The sequence below is a fragment of the Caballeronia sp. A2-2 genome, assembly GCF_057612605.2.
Genome location: NZ_CM172587.1, coordinates 2,860,109 through 2,877,348 on the forward strand (window position 1 = coordinate 2,860,109; position 17,240 = coordinate 2,877,348).

The 17,240-nt window shown below is 60.2% G+C and carries 13 protein-coding genes and 1 pseudogene; 5 read left to right on the forward strand and 9 right to left on the reverse strand.

The window, feature by feature from the left end; translation table 11 throughout:
• Positions 1–844 precede the first annotated feature (844 nt).
• The 6 genes and pseudogenes from ACZCWR_RS13565 to ACZCWR_RS13590 form a co-directional block, all read right to left on the reverse strand.
• Positions 845–1,546, reverse strand: coding sequence for an ABC transporter ATP-binding protein (locus ACZCWR_RS13565; protein WP_487301260.1), 702 nt, complete (start codon positions 1,544–1,546; stop codon positions 845–847).
• Positions 1,543–2,280: an ABC transporter ATP-binding protein gene (locus ACZCWR_RS13570; RefSeq protein ID WP_487301261.1), complete on the reverse strand. Its 738-nt coding sequence runs from the start codon at positions 2,278–2,280 to the stop codon at positions 1,543–1,545. The genes ACZCWR_RS13565 and ACZCWR_RS13570 overlap by 4 nt, the downstream gene beginning before the upstream one ends.
• On the reverse strand, positions 2,277–3,347 hold the full coding sequence (locus tag ACZCWR_RS13575; protein WP_487301262.1) for a branched-chain amino acid ABC transporter permease: 1,071 nt from the start codon (positions 3,345–3,347) through the stop codon (positions 2,277–2,279). Before ACZCWR_RS13575 ends, ACZCWR_RS13570 begins: the two co-directional genes overlap by 4 nt.
• Entirely contained in the window at positions 3,340–4,278 is a 939-nt protein-coding gene (locus ACZCWR_RS13580) for a branched-chain amino acid ABC transporter permease (RefSeq protein WP_487301263.1), read from the reverse strand. Before ACZCWR_RS13580 ends, ACZCWR_RS13575 begins: the two co-directional genes overlap by 8 nt.
• A gap of 13 nt (positions 4,279–4,291) precedes the next feature.
• Positions 4,292–4,729: an acyl-CoA thioesterase gene (locus ACZCWR_RS13585; protein WP_487301264.1), complete on the reverse strand. Its 438-nt coding sequence runs from the start codon at positions 4,727–4,729 to the stop codon at positions 4,292–4,294.
• Between the two features lie 112 nt (positions 4,730–4,841).
• Positions 4,842–4,970, reverse strand: a pseudogene (locus ACZCWR_RS13590) (threonine aldolase); the annotation flags it as partial.
• Positions 4,971–5,173: 203 nt separating this feature from the next.
• Between ACZCWR_RS13590 and ACZCWR_RS13595 the strand changes: the two are divergent.
• From ACZCWR_RS13595 to ACZCWR_RS13605, 3 genes are all read left to right on the forward strand, one after another.
• Positions 5,174–6,163: a hypothetical protein gene (locus ACZCWR_RS13595; RefSeq protein ID WP_487301265.1), complete on the forward strand. Its 990-nt coding sequence runs from the start codon at positions 5,174–5,176 to the stop codon at positions 6,161–6,163.
• Between the two features lie 45 nt (positions 6,164–6,208).
• Positions 6,209–6,769 (forward strand): hypothetical protein, encoded by a 561-nt coding sequence (locus ACZCWR_RS13600; RefSeq protein ID WP_487301266.1) that lies wholly within the window; start codon positions 6,209–6,211, stop codon positions 6,767–6,769.
• Between the two features lie 65 nt (positions 6,770–6,834).
• Positions 6,835–8,193 carry a hypothetical protein gene (locus ACZCWR_RS13605; RefSeq protein WP_487301267.1) on the forward strand — a complete coding sequence of 453 codons (1,359 nt, stop codon included), beginning with the start codon at positions 6,835–6,837 and terminating at the stop codon, positions 8,191–8,193.
• Positions 8,194–8,270: 77 nt separating this feature from the next.
• Here the strand turns inward: ACZCWR_RS13605 and ACZCWR_RS13610 are convergent, their stop codons facing one another.
• Both ACZCWR_RS13610 and alaS read right to left on the reverse strand, forming a co-directional pair.
• Positions 8,271–8,507 carry a hypothetical protein gene (locus ACZCWR_RS13610; protein WP_487301268.1) on the reverse strand — a complete coding sequence of 79 codons (237 nt, stop codon included), beginning with the start codon at positions 8,505–8,507 and terminating at the stop codon, positions 8,271–8,273.
• A 122-nt stretch (positions 8,508–8,629) separates the two neighbouring features.
• Entirely contained in the window at positions 8,630–11,254 is a 2,625-nt protein-coding gene (gene alaS / locus ACZCWR_RS13615) for an alanine--tRNA ligase (protein WP_487301269.1), read from the reverse strand.
• 254 nt (positions 11,255–11,508) lie between these two features.
• Between alaS and ACZCWR_RS13620 the strand changes: the two genes are divergently transcribed.
• A complete protein-coding gene (locus ACZCWR_RS13620) occupies positions 11,509–12,729 on the forward strand; it encodes a CaiB/BaiF CoA transferase family protein (RefSeq protein ID WP_487303326.1) in 1,221 nt (406 codons plus the stop codon).
• An 882-nt stretch (positions 12,730–13,611) separates the two neighbouring features.
• On the opposite strand, the gene ACZCWR_RS13625 is transcribed toward ACZCWR_RS13620, so the two are convergent.
• On the reverse strand, positions 13,612–15,144 hold the full coding sequence (locus ACZCWR_RS13625) for an alanine/glycine:cation symporter family protein (protein WP_487301270.1): 1,533 nt from the start codon (positions 15,142–15,144) through the stop codon (positions 13,612–13,614).
• Between the two features lie 312 nt (positions 15,145–15,456).
• On the opposite strand from ACZCWR_RS13625, the gene ACZCWR_RS13630 reads away from it, so the two are divergent.
• Positions 15,457–17,166, forward strand: a complete 1,710-nt coding sequence (locus tag ACZCWR_RS13630) for a glutamine--tRNA ligase/YqeY domain fusion protein (RefSeq protein ID WP_487301271.1) — start codon at positions 15,457–15,459, stop codon at positions 17,164–17,166.
• Positions 17,167–17,240 lie beyond the last annotated feature (74 nt).

Here is a 17,240-nt window from a genome sequence, read left to right on the forward strand (position 1 = left end):
TATCGGTGTTGCTGTGTACATGTCGTGCAAGGGGCTACTGGTTTTTGGGCTTTTTATGCAGTAGCCGCCTCCCCGGCGGGGGGGTAACTTTCTTTGCTGCTGCAAAGAAAGTCACCAAAGAAAGCAGCTTTTTACCCCATGCACGATGGCTGGAAAGGGTTGGTCTGGATTAACGATGCAGTGGCCGCAATAGGATGTCCCTCGGTTGGTTTAGCGCGTGGGCAACCTGCGATTACGCGCTCGAATTCATTTACTTTAGTGGACCGCATTCATGCTTTCGGCCATGCGCTTCGCGCGCCGAGAGCTTTAGTACGGAACCCCGCAGCGTATCAGCGCCCAGCCACATCAAACGTCACCGCTATATCGTTATTCGGCCCAACCTTGGTAAGCGCTTCTGGGCAAAGCTTGTACACCAACGCAAGTCACTTTTAGTCGGAGCACTAATCAAGGTAGGACCGAATAGCAATCTTGCGGGGAAGCGTGAGGTGGCTGGGCGCTGATACACTGCGGGATTCCGTTCTTACGTTCTCGGCGCGCGAAGCGCATGGCCGAAAGAATGAATGCGGTCCACTAAGCGTTGGTTATTCAAGCGCGTAATCGCCAGGTTGCCTAAGCGACTCGTTATGCGTGACAAGTCCTATTGCGGCCACGGCATCGTTAATCCAGACCAACACTTTCCAGCCAGCGTGCATGGGGGTAAAAGCTGCTTTCTTTGGTGACTTTCTTTGCAGCAGCAAAGAAAGTCACCCCCCCGCCGGGGAGGCGGCTACTGAAAAAGCAGCACAAACAACAGCGGCGCTTTGCATGACAGAAGTCTGTCGGGTCAAGTGCTACCGTCTACAGATCAAACGACAGCAAGCCATTCAAGCACAACGGCCGGGCTCCTATCCAACTCCTCCAACGTCCCCTCGAACCTCACCGCACCCTGCCCCATCACCGCGACGCGCGCATCGAGCATGCGGGCAATCGTAAGCCGCTCCTCGATCAGCAGCACCGCCACACCGCGATCACGCATCGTCGCCAGACACGCGGCGACCTCTGCGAGCACACGCGGCGCGAGCCCTTCGCCGGGTTCATCGACGACGATCAACGACGGGTCGCCCATCAACGCGCGCGCAAGTGACAACATCTGCTGTTCGCCGCCGGAAAGCGCACCCGCCTTCACAGACGCACGCTCATCCAGCACGGGAAACAAACGATACGCGTCATCGAGCGTAAAGCGGGAAGATGGACGCGCGCCGAGCAACAAGTTCTCGCGCACAGTCAAAGTGGGAAACACATCGCGCGTTTCCGGCACATAACCCACGCCTCGGCGCGCGATATCGAACGGCCTCAGTCCAATCAACGACTCGTCGCCGTAAGTCAACTCACCATCGCATCGCACAAGGCCCATGATGGCTTTCGCCAGCGTCGAGCGTCCCGAACCGTTTCGGCCGATGAGCGCGACGACCTCGCCTGCTTCCATCGACAGATTCACGCCTTGCAGCACTTGCGCCGCGCCGTACCACGCGCGCAGATCGCGGATGCGCAATGCGCCGGCGCTCATGGCATCGCTCCGAGATAGGCATCGCGTACGTCGCGGTTCATGCGGATGGCCTCGGGCGTGTCCGTCGCGATCACGCGGCCTTGCACGAGCACGGAGATGCGGTCCGCGAGCCCGAAGACAGCATCCATGTCGTGCTCGATGACCAAAAGCGTGCGGCCCTGCGTCGTCGCGCGAATCAGCGCAAGCGCACGCGCGGCTTCGGCGCGGTTCATGCCCGCGGTGGGTTCGTCGAGCAGAATGAGCGGCGCTTTGGTCGCGAGCGCGATGCCCAGATCCAGCGCGCGTTGCTCCGCGTAGGTCAGGAGCGCGGCGGGATCGTTCGCGCGTGAAGTCAGGCCGATGGCGTCGAGCATTGCGTGCGCTTTCGCTTCGATTGTGCGCGACGGTAACCACCGGTCGAGCCAGCACGATGATGCCGCGCCCAGCGCCGCGCATCGCAGGTTATCGAGCACGGAGAGCTTGCCGAACACGCTCGTGGTCTGGAAGCTGCGGGCAAGCACGCGGCTCACGCGCTGCGGCGGTTTGCCCGTGAGATCGATTCCGTTTGCGAGAACGCGTCCATCGTCGGGCCGCATGCGTCCGGACACGATATCGAACAGCGTGGATTTGCCCGCGCCATTCGGTCCGATTAGCGCATGACGCTCGCCCGCCTCCATGCGCAAATCCACGCCACGCAAGACATGCGTCGCGCCGAATCGCTTAGTGATCCGTTGCAATTCGAGTGCGCCGTTCATGACGCCTTCCTTCTTGTGATACGCACAAGATAAAGCCCAAGCAACACGCAAGGCAGCGCGATAATCGACGCGAGATGAACCGAGCGCGCATAAAGCGTCTCCACGATAACAACCGCCGCGATCCCCCATACCACGAGGTTCAACACAGCAAGCCGCCAGCCGCGCCCGAACATTCCCGCGATGCCATCCGGCGCAATCATGACGACCCACACGAAAAACAACCCGAGATACATGGGCCAGGCGCCGGACACGCTCGCCACCGCGACGCTGAAGAACGTGAACAGCACCGCGCCGATCATCGGACCGAAGAACGATCCCGCGCCGCCGATCACCGTGGCCACGAGCGCGCTCGTCGAACGCGCAAGGCCGACGCTTTCGGCCGACACGAGTTCCACATTGACGAGCGACAACACGCCCGCGATGCCCGCGAAAAACGCCGATACAACGAGCATCGTGAAGCGCACGCGGCGCGGCGCGAAGCCGATTGCCGCCGCACGCGCGGGGTTGTCGCGCACCGCGTTCGCGAGCCGGCACATCGGCGTGCGTGTGAACGCGAACATCGCAAAACAAGAAAGCACGCACCAGCACGCGATCAGCGCATAAGCCTGTCGCGAAGGCCCGAACGTCAACGAGACAAACGCCGGACCGCTCGCGCGATCGATCGTCACGCCGCCTTCCCCGCCGAACCAACCCGGCACAAGCCACACGCTCGCCGCGACAAGCTCGCCGATGCCCAGCGTAATCATCGCGAAGGCGGTGCCGCCGCGTTGCGTCGAGATCGCGCCGAAGATCATCGCGACGAACACTGCCGCCACGCCGCCGACGAGCGGAAGCAGCGGCAAAGGCACGCCGTATCGATTGAACAGGTGTGCTGCCGCGAACGCGCCCAATCCCGAATACACGGCATGACCGAACGAAAGCAAGCCGGTTTCGCCAAGCAGCAGGTTATAGGAGAGCGCGAAGACGATAAGCGTCGCGGTTTGCGCGAGATAAGCGAGCAGCCACGATTGATCGGAGATGAGCGGCGGAACGCCAAGCGCGGCGATCAGGATGACGAACTTATACATCGCGTGGACGTTCGCCGAACATGCCTTGCGGACGCGCCGCCAACATCGCGACGAGCAACACATAAGGCAGCACTGGCGCGAGTTGCGTGACGGTGAGCGCGGCCCACGCGGGCGGCAACGTCACATCGAAAACATGCGCGATACCGCCGACCGTCGCCGTCGCGCCGACCGCGAAAGTCTGCACGCAGCCGATCAAAATCGACGCCGCGAGCGCACCCGACAACGAACCGATTCCACCAATCACGACGACGACGAACACGATCGGTCCCATCGCATCCGCCATGCCCGGCTCGATCACCGCGAGCGGCGCGCCGATCACGCCCGCGAGCGCGGCAAGCGCGGTGCCGATGGCGAAGACCATCGTGAAGACGCGCGGCACATCGTGGCCGAGCGTCTCGACGATATGCGGATGCGTCAGCGCCGCGCGCACGATCAGCCCGGTGCGCGACATCCGCAAGACGAGCCACAAGGCGATGAGCGTCAAGATGGCGAGCATCATCATGAAGGCGCGATAACGAGGGAACGGAACACCGTAAAGCGTGAACAAGGGGCCGTCCAGCATCAAGGGAATCGATGCAGGCAACGGCCCGAGTCCCCACACGAGTTTCACGCCCTCGCCGATCACAAAGGCCGCGCCGAAGGTGAGCAACATTTCCGCGAGCGCCCCGCGCGCATGCACGCGACGCAGCAACACGCGCTCGAACATGGCACCGCACACGCCGACGATCACCGGCGCCACGATCAACGCAAACCAGAAACCGCCGAACGCAGCAAGCGTCTGACCCACGTAAGCGCCCAGCATGTAGAAGCTCGCGTGCGCGAAGTTGAGCACGCCGAGCATTGAAAAAATCAGCGTGAGGCCTGCGGACAAGAGAAACAACAGCAAGCCCGCGCTTACGCCGTTGAGCAGACTGACGCTGAACCACTGCATCGAAAAGAGTTCCTCAGGCGATGACGAGCGGCGTGAGCGCAGCCACCAGCGGCGCAGGCAAAGGCACGGGACGACGCGTCGCGCGATCGACATAAACATGCACGAAATGCCCTTGCGCGGCGGCCTGATCCGCGCCTTCCGCGAAAATGGCCACTTCGTAGCGCACGCTCGTGTTGCCGAGCTTTTCCACGCGCAGACCGGCATCGATACGTTCAGGAAACACGACCGGCGCGAAGAAATTGCAGCGCGTTTCGACCACCAGCCCGATGGTCTCGCCTTCGCTGAAATCCAACACGCCCGCGCGCAGCAGATACTCGTTCACCACGGTGTCGAAATAGCTGTAATACACGACGTTGTTGATGTGACCGTACACGTCGTTATCGGCCCAGCGCGTGCTGATCGCCAGGAAATGCGCGTAGTCCGCGCGATGGGTCGGGGTCGGCTTGGTCATCGGTCTCAAAGGCTCCTTTTATTGTTTTCAGGCGCAGCGTGCGCGCACTCCGTCTGTGAAACGTTCCACGGTGTCTTGCCGCATTCGATCGCCGAATGGTACGACTGGCACAATCGCAATCGGTCTGGAACAAATCGTGGCCGCTCGTGTTGGCCCGCATCAGCGCGTCCAGCGCTTCGGGACAGATGCCCGCGTAGTTGCCGGAGGCGAAGTGTTGTCGAGTCGGCATCGGCGTTTGCATGGTGACGGCGTGGAACAAGTTCGTGCATTTTAGCGGTTTGGCTTTTTGAACGGAGGAGATCCGCGCGCAGGGATGCGTGATATCTCGCACGGATCGGATAAGTACCGCTTTCACGTCAAGCGCGCATGTATCGATTTAATTAATCGTACGTATTAAAGCGACACACAATTTGACGCGCTCCGCCTTAAAGAAACTCGGTTTATTTGACTAGACTCTATTCACACCGGCTTCGATTGATAAAACATTTATTTAGGATTCTTGATGTTGTTATAAGACTCCTAAATCGAGACAAAGGAATTACTAAGTATTCCGATCGAACCGGTGTATCCAAGCGTTGTTTAATTTACCCAGGGAGTTTTCTCATGAAAATGGAACGCTTTGCTTCACCCTCTTTGGCTTGTGCAACAGCCATGCTCACTGACACGCGAAGCGGCGTCATTGCGCGGATTATCGAAACGGCGGATTCGACTATCGCCAATTACGTATTGCAGACTTCCGATGGCTTGCAATTCTGTGTCAGCCTCGATACCGCCGCCCATGTCAGCCGCAACGATCTTTTAATGCTGGCATTCGAATCGTGCCTGCCGGTGACCGTGACCGGCGACAACTACGGCAACGCGACGGCGGTGGCGATCGGGCATGGCGGCAGCACTACTGCGCCGGTCATCGCATGTACCGGTGCGCCGCTCACGTCGCAGCAATCGGTGTATGTCCGCCAGGTGTACGACGAACTCATATCCGGCAATCTGAATTACACGCTTCAGGCTGCGAATCAAAGCACGTATTGCGCGTTCCACAGCCCCGGCGATTCGTCCGACATCAACGCCATGATGCTGCGCATCGCCCTGATTCAAAACATGCCGATCACGCTGGTCGGCGGCGATACGGCTTATATCACCGACATGGCGCTCGGCAATGGCGATTCGCAGTTTCCCGCGCTCGACTGCATGGCCCCGCCGCTTACCAGCGACACGAAAATCGGCCAGATCATTCGAATCATCAAAGAGAATACGCTGTGGCAAGTTTTTTATGTCATTCAGGAAGCGAACGGAACGTCCTGGTGTGTTTCGGCCAATCCGAATGAATTAAAGAAGTTTTACGCGCTGTTATTTGCACTGGATTCGGGCGCGACCGTGGCGGTCACCACCGACGATAGCGGGCACATTACCAAAGTCGTCATTGGAAATAGCTGATCGGCGTGCTTTGTCTCCATCGAATATCACGAAACGAGGTGTCATATGATTTTCCAAACATCGAACCGTTCACCGCGCGATCCCGCGCCCCTTCCGCTCGTCGGACTGCAATCCGGCGTGATCGTCCGTGAAATCATCGACGACGCTCAGGCGAACACGACGTGGGCTCTGAAATCCACTTCCGGCACGATCTACTACGCGCAATACAAGAACGACGACGATCCGAACCGCGTGAGAAACGCGTTGCTCGATCTCTCCTTGCAACTCGGCCTGCAAATCACGGCGTCCGGCGATGCAACCGGTTATCTCACGGCGGTGACCGTGGCATCGCAGAGCGCGGCGGCCGCCACCACGCCCGGTTGTGGCTCGGCCACGCTCACGGATACGCGCGCCGGGCTGATTCAATACATCACCGACAGCGATGCCGCCGCCACCGTCGGCTACACGCTCGAAACCGGAGACGGCACGGGCTACTGCCTTCAACTCGACTCGACTAACTTCGACGTCAACAATCGCCTGTTGACCGACGCGCTTACGTCCGGCCTGGGTGTGACGGCAACGGCGAGCGCGAGCGGCGTGCTGGCCAGCTTCGCGGTCGGGCAATAACGCTAACGCAGCTTTTCTCGATTCCGTAAATTATTTGGTATTCCGTATCAAATCAGGAGATCACCATGAAATGCGATATCCCTGTTTTCCCGTCTCTTACCTGCACCGATGCCGCGCCCACCGGCACGCGTTCCGGCACCATCCGCCGCGTCATGCGCGCTCACGGCGATGTCTACGCCACCTACGCCCTGCAAACGCCCGAGGGCCTCGAATTCTGCGCGCGCATCGACACGACCGCGCATGCATCGCGGCACGATCTGCTGCTGACGGCCTTCGAATCGTCCTTGCCGGTCACGATCATCTGCAACGCGACTGCCGATATCACCGATGCGGCCATCGGCATTCGCAGCACGACGTATCCTTCGCTCGATTGCACGGGCACGCCGCTCACGGGAAGCAAGACCGGTCAGATCGTCGATATCATCGATCGCGACCAGTGGGCCAATGTCAAGTACGTGCTGCAGGATTCGAGTGGCGCGCAATACTGCGCGGACTATGGTGCGAGCGGGCTGGCGAATCGACGCGACCTGCTGAAGATGGCGCTGGTCAACCGCCTGCCGATCTATGTTTCGGTGAATTCGGCGAGTTACATCACGGCAGTCAGCGTCGGCTCGCAGAGTGTGACTACGCCCTCTCCATCGTGTGCGAACACCATGTTAAGCACCCTCACGCGGACCGGTGTCATCACGCAAATCATCAATCGGGATGACTGGGGCTACATCAACTACGTTCTGCACGCGAACGACGGCCTGGACTACTGCTGCCAGACGCCGGCCAGCGAAAGCGACAAGATCAGCACAATGATGATGGCGCTGAGGACCGGCCAGTCGGTCGTCATCACCGGCGATGCCAGTCACGTGGTCACACAACTGGCAGTCGGCGCAGCGCCATCGCTGAGTTGCGTGCAGAACGTGCTGAACGGCACGGCCAGCGGCGTGATCGTCGGCAAGATTCATCGCGATGATCTGAGCACGGTCAATTACGTCCTTCAGCTTCCCGGAGGCGTTCAATACTGTGCGCAAGTTCCACCGGCCACCGATCCCACGCAGAACCGAGACGTCTTGCTGATGCCTTCGCTGGAGTTCGGCTTGCCGGTGACGCTCATCGCGAACAACGGCGTGGTGAGCGGTGTTTCGCTCGGCGCGTCTACCGTGGCTTCGCCTCCGCTCTCATGCGGAAACGCGCAACTGCTCGACACGCGCACCGGCACCATTCCGTACATCTTGAACATGAACGGCTACGTCGCGATTGGTTACGCGCTTCGCACCGCAGACGGCACGGAGTATTGCTCCGAGTTTTATGCGGCGGACTACACCGATGGTTTCCGGCTGTTCTTCGCGGCGCTCAAGAGCGATTTCGGCGTCACGCAAAACGGAACGGGTTATCCGAGTCACTACGTTCTGAACTACGCCGTGGGTTATTGAGCTTAAGCGCGATGAGGCCATAAAAAAAACGGAGCGCCGTGTGGGGCGCCCCGTCTTTCCGTGAAGGCAGCTAGCGCTTACTTCGCGCCCGTTCCGCTCGCCGCGTTGGCTTCCTGCGCCTTCTTATCCTTCTTGCTGGCCTCGTGATGGCCGATCGCGCAACCGCCCACCGCGCCCGCGGTACCGTGCTTGCCCGCGACGTGACCCGCCACGCCGCCCACCGCCGCGCCTTCGACACAGCCCTTCGCTTGCGCGAGACCCGTGGTTGCGAGAAGCGCCGCCGTCAACATGATCGATGTAAGTTTGCGACTCATGATTCATCTCCCTTTCTGGTTGGTAATCGATGGAGATGCACGGGGTATGCCTGTCAGCCAAATGAAAACGGCCCGGTCGATTTACACCGACCGGGCCGCCCATCTTCTTGGTTAAAAGAAGATCACATCTGCTGCTGCACCCAACCCGTCACGCCAGCCAGCGCCGCCGGCAGATTTGCTGGTTCCGTGCCGCCCGCCTGCGCCATGTCGGGCCGGCCACCGCCCTTGCCGCCGACTTGCTGCGCCACGAAGTTGACGAGTTCGCCCGCCTTCACCTTTTTCGATGCATCCGCCGTCACGCCAGCGATCAGACTGACCTTGCCGCCATCGACCGAAGCCAGCACGATGGCCGCGCTCTTGAGCTTGTCCTTGAGCTTATCCACCGTCTCGCGCAAGGTCTTGACGTCCGCGCCTTCGAGTTGCGCCGCGAGCACCGCCACGCCAGCGACATCCACGGCTTGCGAGACGAGTTCATCGCCCTGACTTGCAGCGAGCTTCGACTTGAGCGCCGCCAGTTCCTTTTCCAGCGTCTTCACGTGATCCTGAACCTGCACGATGCGCTGCGTGAGTTCCACCGGCTGCGCCTTGAGCGCACTCGCCGCCGCATTGATGCGCTGATCCAGTTCCTGCACGAAACGCACGGCGTTATCGCCCGTGATGGCTTCGACCCGGCGAATGCCCGCCGCCACGCCGCCTTCCATCACGATCTTGAAGAAGCCGATATCGCCCGTGCGCCGGACATGCGTGCCGCCGCACAACTCGCGCGAGAAACCGAGATCGAGCACGCGCACCGTGTCGCCGTACTTCTCGCCGAACAGCGCCATCGCGCCGCCCTTCACCGCTTCATCGTATGGCATCACGCGCACCACGCCCGGCGAGTTCAGCAGCACTTCCTGATTCACGATCTGCTCGACGCGGCGAATCTCGTCGTCGGTCATCGGCGCGTTGTGGGCGAAGTCGAAGCGGGTCTTGTCGGCATCGACGAGGGAACCCTTTTGCTGCACGTGGCCGCCGAGCACTTCGCGCAGCGCCTTGTGCATCAAATGCGTGGCCGAGTGATTGCGCGCGGTGCGGGCGCGGCGCACGGCGTCGATTTGCGCGTTCATGACGTCGCCGACCTTGAGCGTGCCCTGCTCGACCGTGCCGTGATGACCGACGACATCGGCCTGCACTTTCAGCGTGTCCGTCACCGCGAAGCGCGTGGATGCGTTCACCAACACGCCCTGATCGCCCACCTGACCGCCCGATTCCGCGTAGAACGGCGTGTGATCCAGCACGACGACTGCTTGCTGGCCAGCCTTCGCTTCATTCACCGACGAGCCATCCACGTACAGCGCGATGATCTTCGCGTCGTCGAAGGCTTCCTTCTCGTAGCCGTGGAACGTGGTCTTTTCGCCGCTGTATTCGAGGCCCGCCGCGAACTTGAACTTGCCCGCTGCGCGCGCCTGATCGCGCTGGCGCGCCATGGCATCGTCGAAGGCGGGTTCATCGACGGTCACGCCGCGCTCGCGGCAGACATCGGCGGTCAGATCGAGCGGGAAACCGTACGTATCGTGCAGCTTGAACGCGAGTTCGCCGTCCAGTTGCTTCACGCCCTTCTTGTCCAGTTCGGCCAGTTCGCCTTCGAGAATCGACATGCCGTGCTCGATGGTCTCGAAGAAGCGTTCTTCTTCCTGACGCAGCACGTCCGTCACGCGCTGTCGCGCTTCGGTGAGTTCGGGATACGCCGCGCCCATTTCGCCGACGAGATCCGCCACCAGCTTGTGGAAGAACGCGCCCTTCTGACCAAGCTTGTAGCCGTGACGAATGGCGCGGCGCACGATCCGGCGCAGCACGTAGCCGCGGCCTTCGTTGCCGGGAATCACGCCATCGACGATCAGGAACGAGCATGCGCGGATGTGGTCCGCGATCACCTTCAGCGAGTTGTTTTCCAGGTCGGGCGTGTTCGTTTCGCGCGATGCCGCCTTGATGAGCGTCTGGAACAGATCGATTTCGTAGTTGCTGTGCACATGCTGAAGCACGGCGGCGAGACGTTCCAGACCCATGCCCGTATCGACGCATTGCTTGGGCAGCGGCGTCATGTTGCCCTGCGCGTCGCGATTGAACTGCATGAACACGAGATTCCAGATCTCGATGAAGCGGTCGCCGTCTTCTTCGGGCGATCCGGGCGGGCCGCCCCAGATTTCCGGGCCGTGATCGTAGAACACTTCGGAGCACGGGCCGCACGGGCCGGTATCGGCCATCTGCCAGAAATTATCCGATGCGTAACGCGCGCCCTTGTTATCCCCGATGCGGATGATCCGCTCCACCGGCACGCCGATTTCCTTCGCCCAGATATCGAAGGCTTCGTCGTCTTCTTGGTACACGGTGACGGTGAGCTTTTCCGGCGGCAGGTTGTAGACCTTGGTCAGCAGTTCCCAGCAATAGTGGATGGCGTCGCGCTTGAAGTAGTCGCCGAACGAGAAGTTGCCGAGCATCTCGAAGAACGTGTGATGCCGCGCGGTATAGCCGACGTTCTCCAGATCGTTGTGCTTGCCGCCCGCGCGCACGCTGCGCTGTGCGGTGGTGGCGCGCTTGTACGGACGCTGTTCGGTGCCGAGGAACACGTCCTTGAACTGCACCATGCCCGAGTTGACGAACAACAGCGTCGGGTCGTTGCCGGGCACGAGGCTCGACGAACGGACGATCGTGTGGCCCTTCGATTCGAAGAACTTCAGGAATTTCTCTCGTATTTCGGCGGCTTTCATGGCGTACGTGGCGCGTTTGCGTTTTCTGATGCGGTTTTGATGGCGTCTGGATAAGCCCTGCGGCTATGCGTTATCAGGGTTTTCTGCCAGATTCAGGTGATTTTCGATTATACGGGATTCGGCACGCCGGACCGGGCGCGCAGGCCGTGGCGCCGGGCTTTTCGGGCGATGCGATGCAGGCCGACTGTCGCGCGCGCGTGCGTTCTGTGCGAAAGTCGCCGTTCCCGAGCCACTACTTCGAGAGCGAGACATCGATGGGAGCGTTGAGCCATATCCGCGTGCTGGACCTGACCCGTGTGCTGGCGGGCCCGTGGTGCGCGCAGACCTTGAGCGATCTGGGTGCGGACGTCATCAAGATCGAGCGGCCCGAGGTCGGCGACGACACGCGTCATTGGGGGCCGCCGTATCTTCGGACGCCTGAAGGCGAGGACACGCGCGAGGCGGCGTACTACCTTGCCGCGAACCGCAACAAGCGTTCGGTGACGGTGGATATCGCGACGGCCGAGGGGCAGCGGATCGTGCGTGAGCTTGCCGCTAAGAGCGATGTCGTGCTGGAGAACTACAAGGTCGGGCAGTTGAAGAAATACGGGCTGGATTATGAATCGCTCAAGTTGGTGAAGCCGGATATCGTTTATTGCTCGGTGACGGGGTTCGGGCAGACCGGACCTTATGCGCAGCGCGCGGGGTATGACTTCATCATTCAGGGTATCGGCGGGTTCATGAGCGTGACGGGCGAGCGCGACGGGCAGCCGGGTGGCGGGCCGCAGAAAGCGGGCGTGGCGATCGCCGATCTCATGACGGGGATGTATGCGACGGTGGGCGTGTTGGCGGCGTTGAGCCATCGGGATCGCACGGGCGAGGGGCAATATATCGACATGGTTTTGCTCGATGTGCAGGTGGCCATGCTCGCCAATCTGAACACGAATTTTCTGGCTAGCGGGCGGGCGCCGGTCAGGTGGGGGAATGCGCATCCGAACATCGTGCCGTATCAGACGTTTCAGACGAGCGATGGGTGGATCATTGTTGCTGTTGGTAACGACGGGCAGTTTCGTCGATTCGTCGAAGCCGGGGGATGCGGGTTTCTTGCGGATGATCCGCGGTTTGCTTCTAATCCTTCACGGGTTAGGAATCGGGATGTGCTTGTGCCTTTGCTCGCGGATATGGTTGTTGGTCGCGGTAAGCATGAGTGGCTTTCTGCGCTTGAGGCGCTCGGGGTGCCTTGTGGGCCTATCAATGATCTTGCCGAGGTTTTTGAGGATCCTCAGGTTGTGGCTCGGCGGATGCAGATTGAGTTGCCGCATCCTTCTGCGGGGGTGGTTAAGGTTGTGGCTAGTCCTATTAAGATGAGTGGCACTCCGGTTGAGGTTTTGCGGCATCCGCCGTTGTTGGGTGAACATACTGATTCTGTGCTTGCTGATTTGTTGGGGTATGGGGTGGAGGAGGTTGCTTTGCTGCGGCGGCTTAAGGTTATTTGAGGTTTGTGTCGTGCAAGGGGCTTCTGGTGTTTGTGTTTTTATTGCAGTAGCCGCCTCCCCGGCGGGGGGATCACTTTCTTTGCTGCTGCAAAGAAAGTAATCAAAGAAAGCAGCTTTCTCAACCAGACACTGCCGCTTGAAAGGCCAACGGGATTAATGCGCGCCCTTGGTGACAATAGTTACCGGCCCCGGAAGCCTGCCCGGGGTTTGGTACGCAACGAGTACGCACCTCTCTTTGCCAAACGAAGTGGTCCGCAGTCATCCGCGCGGCGTTTTTGGCGCTCACGCGCCTTCGCCGTAGGGGTCTGCACGTGAACCCGGCAGATCAGCAAGGCTCACGACTCATCACATGTCCCCGCTTTAATGCTATTCGGCCCTACCGTTACTTTGAGGTCGGCAGTAAAGAAGCGCCAAACACCGTTGGCCAGTAGTTAAAACTGATGCTTCCATTCAGCCTCAGCGTGGCTTTGAGATCATCAGCAAAGAAGCGCCAAACGTGGTTGGGCCGAATAGCGTTAAAGCGGGGAGATTTGATGAGTTGTGAGCCTCGGCGATCTGCCGGGTTCACGTGCAGACCCCTACGGCGATGGCGCGTGAGCGCCAAAAACGCCGCGCGTATGACTGCGGACCACTTTGCTTGACCAAGAGAGGTGCGTGATCTCTGCGTACCAAGCCCCGCGCAGGCCTCCGAGGTGGGTGACTATTGTCACCAAGAGCGACCATTAATCCCCTTGCCCTTTCAAGCTGCACTGTCTGGTTGAAAAAGCTGCTTTCTTTGGTGACTTTCTTTGCAGCAGCAAAGAAAGTTACCCCCCCGCCGGGGAGGCGGCTACTGAATATAAAGCACAAACAACAGCAGCCCCTTGCACGACACCAACGCCCTTAACCCTTCCAACACCTAGTAAGAACTCCAATCCTCAAAGACTCAAACACCCCCTTCGTCCCCCGCCGATAATCCTCAAGCGCGCGATAAACCACCCCTTGCCCCACCAACAAAATCGGCACATTCAACAAAACCATCACGATATTCATAAGATCCGACAGTGCCCATAAATTAGGAAGCTCAAGCCCCGCAAGCACAGTCAAAGCACCGAAGGGCACAAAAACCAGCGACCCCAAAACCCGAATCCCAAGAATAAACCGCGAACTCCGCGAAATGAAATTCGCCGAAATCTCGGCAAAGGAGATCATCCCAAGCAGCGTGGTAAAAGCAAAAAGCCCATAACACGCACACATGATGATCCTGACCGCATGCGCCGCAAACCCCGGCACCAACGCCTGCACAGAACCCAGATAAACCGTGATCTTCGAAGCCCTGACCGATTCCCACGCCTGCCCATCCAAAGCCCCGGTCCATACATGCGCCATCACGACGATAAAGCCCGTCATCGTGCAGATGACCATGGTGTCGAAGAACACGCCGAGACTCTGCACGAACCCTTGCTCGCAGGGATGATCGTTATCCGCAATAGCAGCAGCCATCGTAATGGTCCCCTGCCCCGCCTCATTCGACATGAGCCCACGCTTCACCCCTTGCGCCAACGCAGTCCCCATCGCACCGCCGAAAAGCGCATGCGGCGCGAACGCCCCCACGATCACCTCATGGAAAAAGTAAGGCACCAACGGCAGATTGATCCCGATGATCACCAGCGACATGAGACAAAACAACGTCGCCTTGATCGGCACCAAAACATCGGTATAAGCGGTCACCCGCCGAATCCCGCCCATGATGATGAACGAACACGCCACCACCAGCACGACCGCGATCCCGTAATACACACTCGAAGTACGCGCGAGATGCTCGCCGGAAACCGTATCCGCAATAGTGCCAATCGCCGTGAACACATTGAACGTCTGCGGCGGCACATTGAACAACGCATACACGATGAACACCAGCGACAAAAACGTCCCCACCGCGCGCCGATCGCCGAGAATGCGCCGCCCATAAAACGGCAACCCGCCGACGAATTCATCGCCCTTCTTTTCCTTGAACAACTGCGCAAGGGTCGATTCCATGAACGCCGTCGCCATCCCGAAGAACGCGGCGATCCACATCCAGAACAACGCGCCCGGCCCGCCCACGGAAATCGCCCCGGTAATGCCGACGATATTCCCCGGCCCCGCACGCATCGCGAGTCCGAGCATGAACGACGCAAGCGCGCTGACGCCGGTGCGCGATGTCTGACGCCGCAACATCATCCGCACGATGCGCCGCGGGCTCATGGTCTGCACGAAGCGCGTGCGCCAGGAAAAATACACGCCCACGCCGATCAGCAGCAGGATCGCAAACGGAAACTGCCCGAGCACGGGAAGGCGCGCATAAGCGGAAAAGTTCGTCGGGAAATCCCAGAGAAAGTCGGAGATGGGCGCAATGAACGCGAAGAATGCGTTCACGGTCTGGAAAAGATGCTCCACGCGGGCCTTCCTTTTACTTCACCTGCATCGACAGCAGGACTTCGACTACAAAAAGCGAGATTCGAGGGAATCTGGCGGGCTATTCGTCGCGCGGCGAACGCGCGGAGGACGAGCATTATAAAGCCCTTGAAAAAGCGCCCCGGCACCCGCGACGGCACGCGCTTTGACCGCTGCGTCGCAACCGTCAGCCTTCGAGGGTTGCGTCATGTAGAATCAACCTCATATCAATGGCATACGAAAGCGTTCCGGCTGCATGGAGCGCTTGCCCTATCGCTCACGCGCGCAAGCGCACCCGCTGGCCACTCTTTTCGCATGAACACCGATCGCAACGACGCCCCCGCGCCATCCAATTTCATTCGCAACATCATCGAAGACGACAACCGCTCCGGCAAATGGTCGCAGCGGGTGGAAACGCGCTTCCCGCCCGAGCCGAACGGCTATCTGCATATCGGCCATGCGAAGAGCATCTGCGTGAACTTCGGCCTGGCCGGAGATTACGGCGGCGTGTGCCATCTGCGTTTCGACGATACGAATCCCGAGAAGGAAAGCACCGAATACGTCGATTCGATCATCGATGCCGTGACATGGCTCGGCTTCGACTGGAACAAGAACGGCACGGAGCACAAGTACTTCGCGAGCGACTACTACGACAAGCTGTACGAGTTCGCCGAGATGCTCATCAAGAAAGGTCAGGCGTATGTCGATAGCCAGACCGCCGAGGAAATGCGCGCCACGCGCGGTTCGGCCACGGAAGCGGGCATCAACTCGCCGTATCGCGACCGGTCGCCCGAGGAAAACCTCGATCTGTTCCGCCGCATGAAGGCGGGCGAGTTCAAGGAAGGCGAGCACGTGCTGCGCGCGAAGATCGACATGGCCGCGCCGAACTTCAACATGCGCGATCCGGTCATCTACCGCATTCGCTTCGCGCATCACTACCGCACGGGCGATACGTGGTGCATCTATCCCATGTACGACTACGCGCACTGCGTGTCGGACGCGCTGGAGAACATCACGCATTCGCTGTGCACGCTGGAGTTCGAGGATCATCGTCCGCTGTACGACTGGTTCCTCGCGCAACTCGCGGACGACGGCGTGTTCGCGCGGCCGCTACCGCAACAGATCGAATTCTCGCGCCTGAACCTCACCTACGCGATCACCAGCAAGCGCAAGCTGCTGCAGCTCGTGCAGGAAAATCATGTTGATGGCTGGGACGATCCGCGCATGCCGACCATCGTCGGCGTTCGGCGGCGCGGCTTCACGCCGGAAAGCATTCGTCTGATGGTGGAACGCGTCGGCGTGACAAAAGTGGATTCGTGGATCGACATGAGCGTGCTCGAAGGCGCGCTGCGCGACGATCTCGACGAGAAAGCGCCGCGCGCGATTGCCGTGCTCGACCCGCTCAAGCTCATCATCGACAACTATCCGGAAGGACAGAGCGAGTCGTGCAGCGCGCCGGTGCATCCGCATCATGCAGAGCGCGGCGTTCGCACGTTCCCGTTCTCGCGCGAGTTGTGGATCGAGCGCGAAGACTTTCAGGAAGCGCCGCAGAAGGGTTATTTCCGTTTGTTCCCCGGTAATAAAGTGCGCCTCAAGTATGGTTTCGTCGTCGAGTGCACGGGCGCGGAGAAAGACGAGAACGGCAAGATCATCGCGGTTCACTGCAACTACTTTCCGGACAGCAAGTCGGGCACGGAAGGCGCGAACGGCTACAAGGTCAAGGGCACCATTCACTGGGTCAGCGCGGCGAGCGCGTATGCGGCGGAAGTGCGTATCTACGACCGTCTGTTCAAGGAGCCGCAACCGGGCGCGGGCGGCGCGGAGTTTCTGGATGCGCTGAACCCGGACTCGAAGCGCGTGGTGAACGCGTATCTCGAACCCGGCGCGCGCGAGGCGAACGCCGAGGACCGCTTCCAGTTCGAGCGGCACGGTTATTTCGTCGCGGACCGGCTGGATTCGCAACCGGGCAAGCCGGTGTTCAACCGCATCGTCAGCCTGCGCGACAGTTGGGGCAAGCCCGCCTGAGCGAGCGGTTCGGCGGTTATCGCAACGGATCACGCAGCGGCCGGCGCAGGCTCATCGGTTTCATCGAGTCTGGC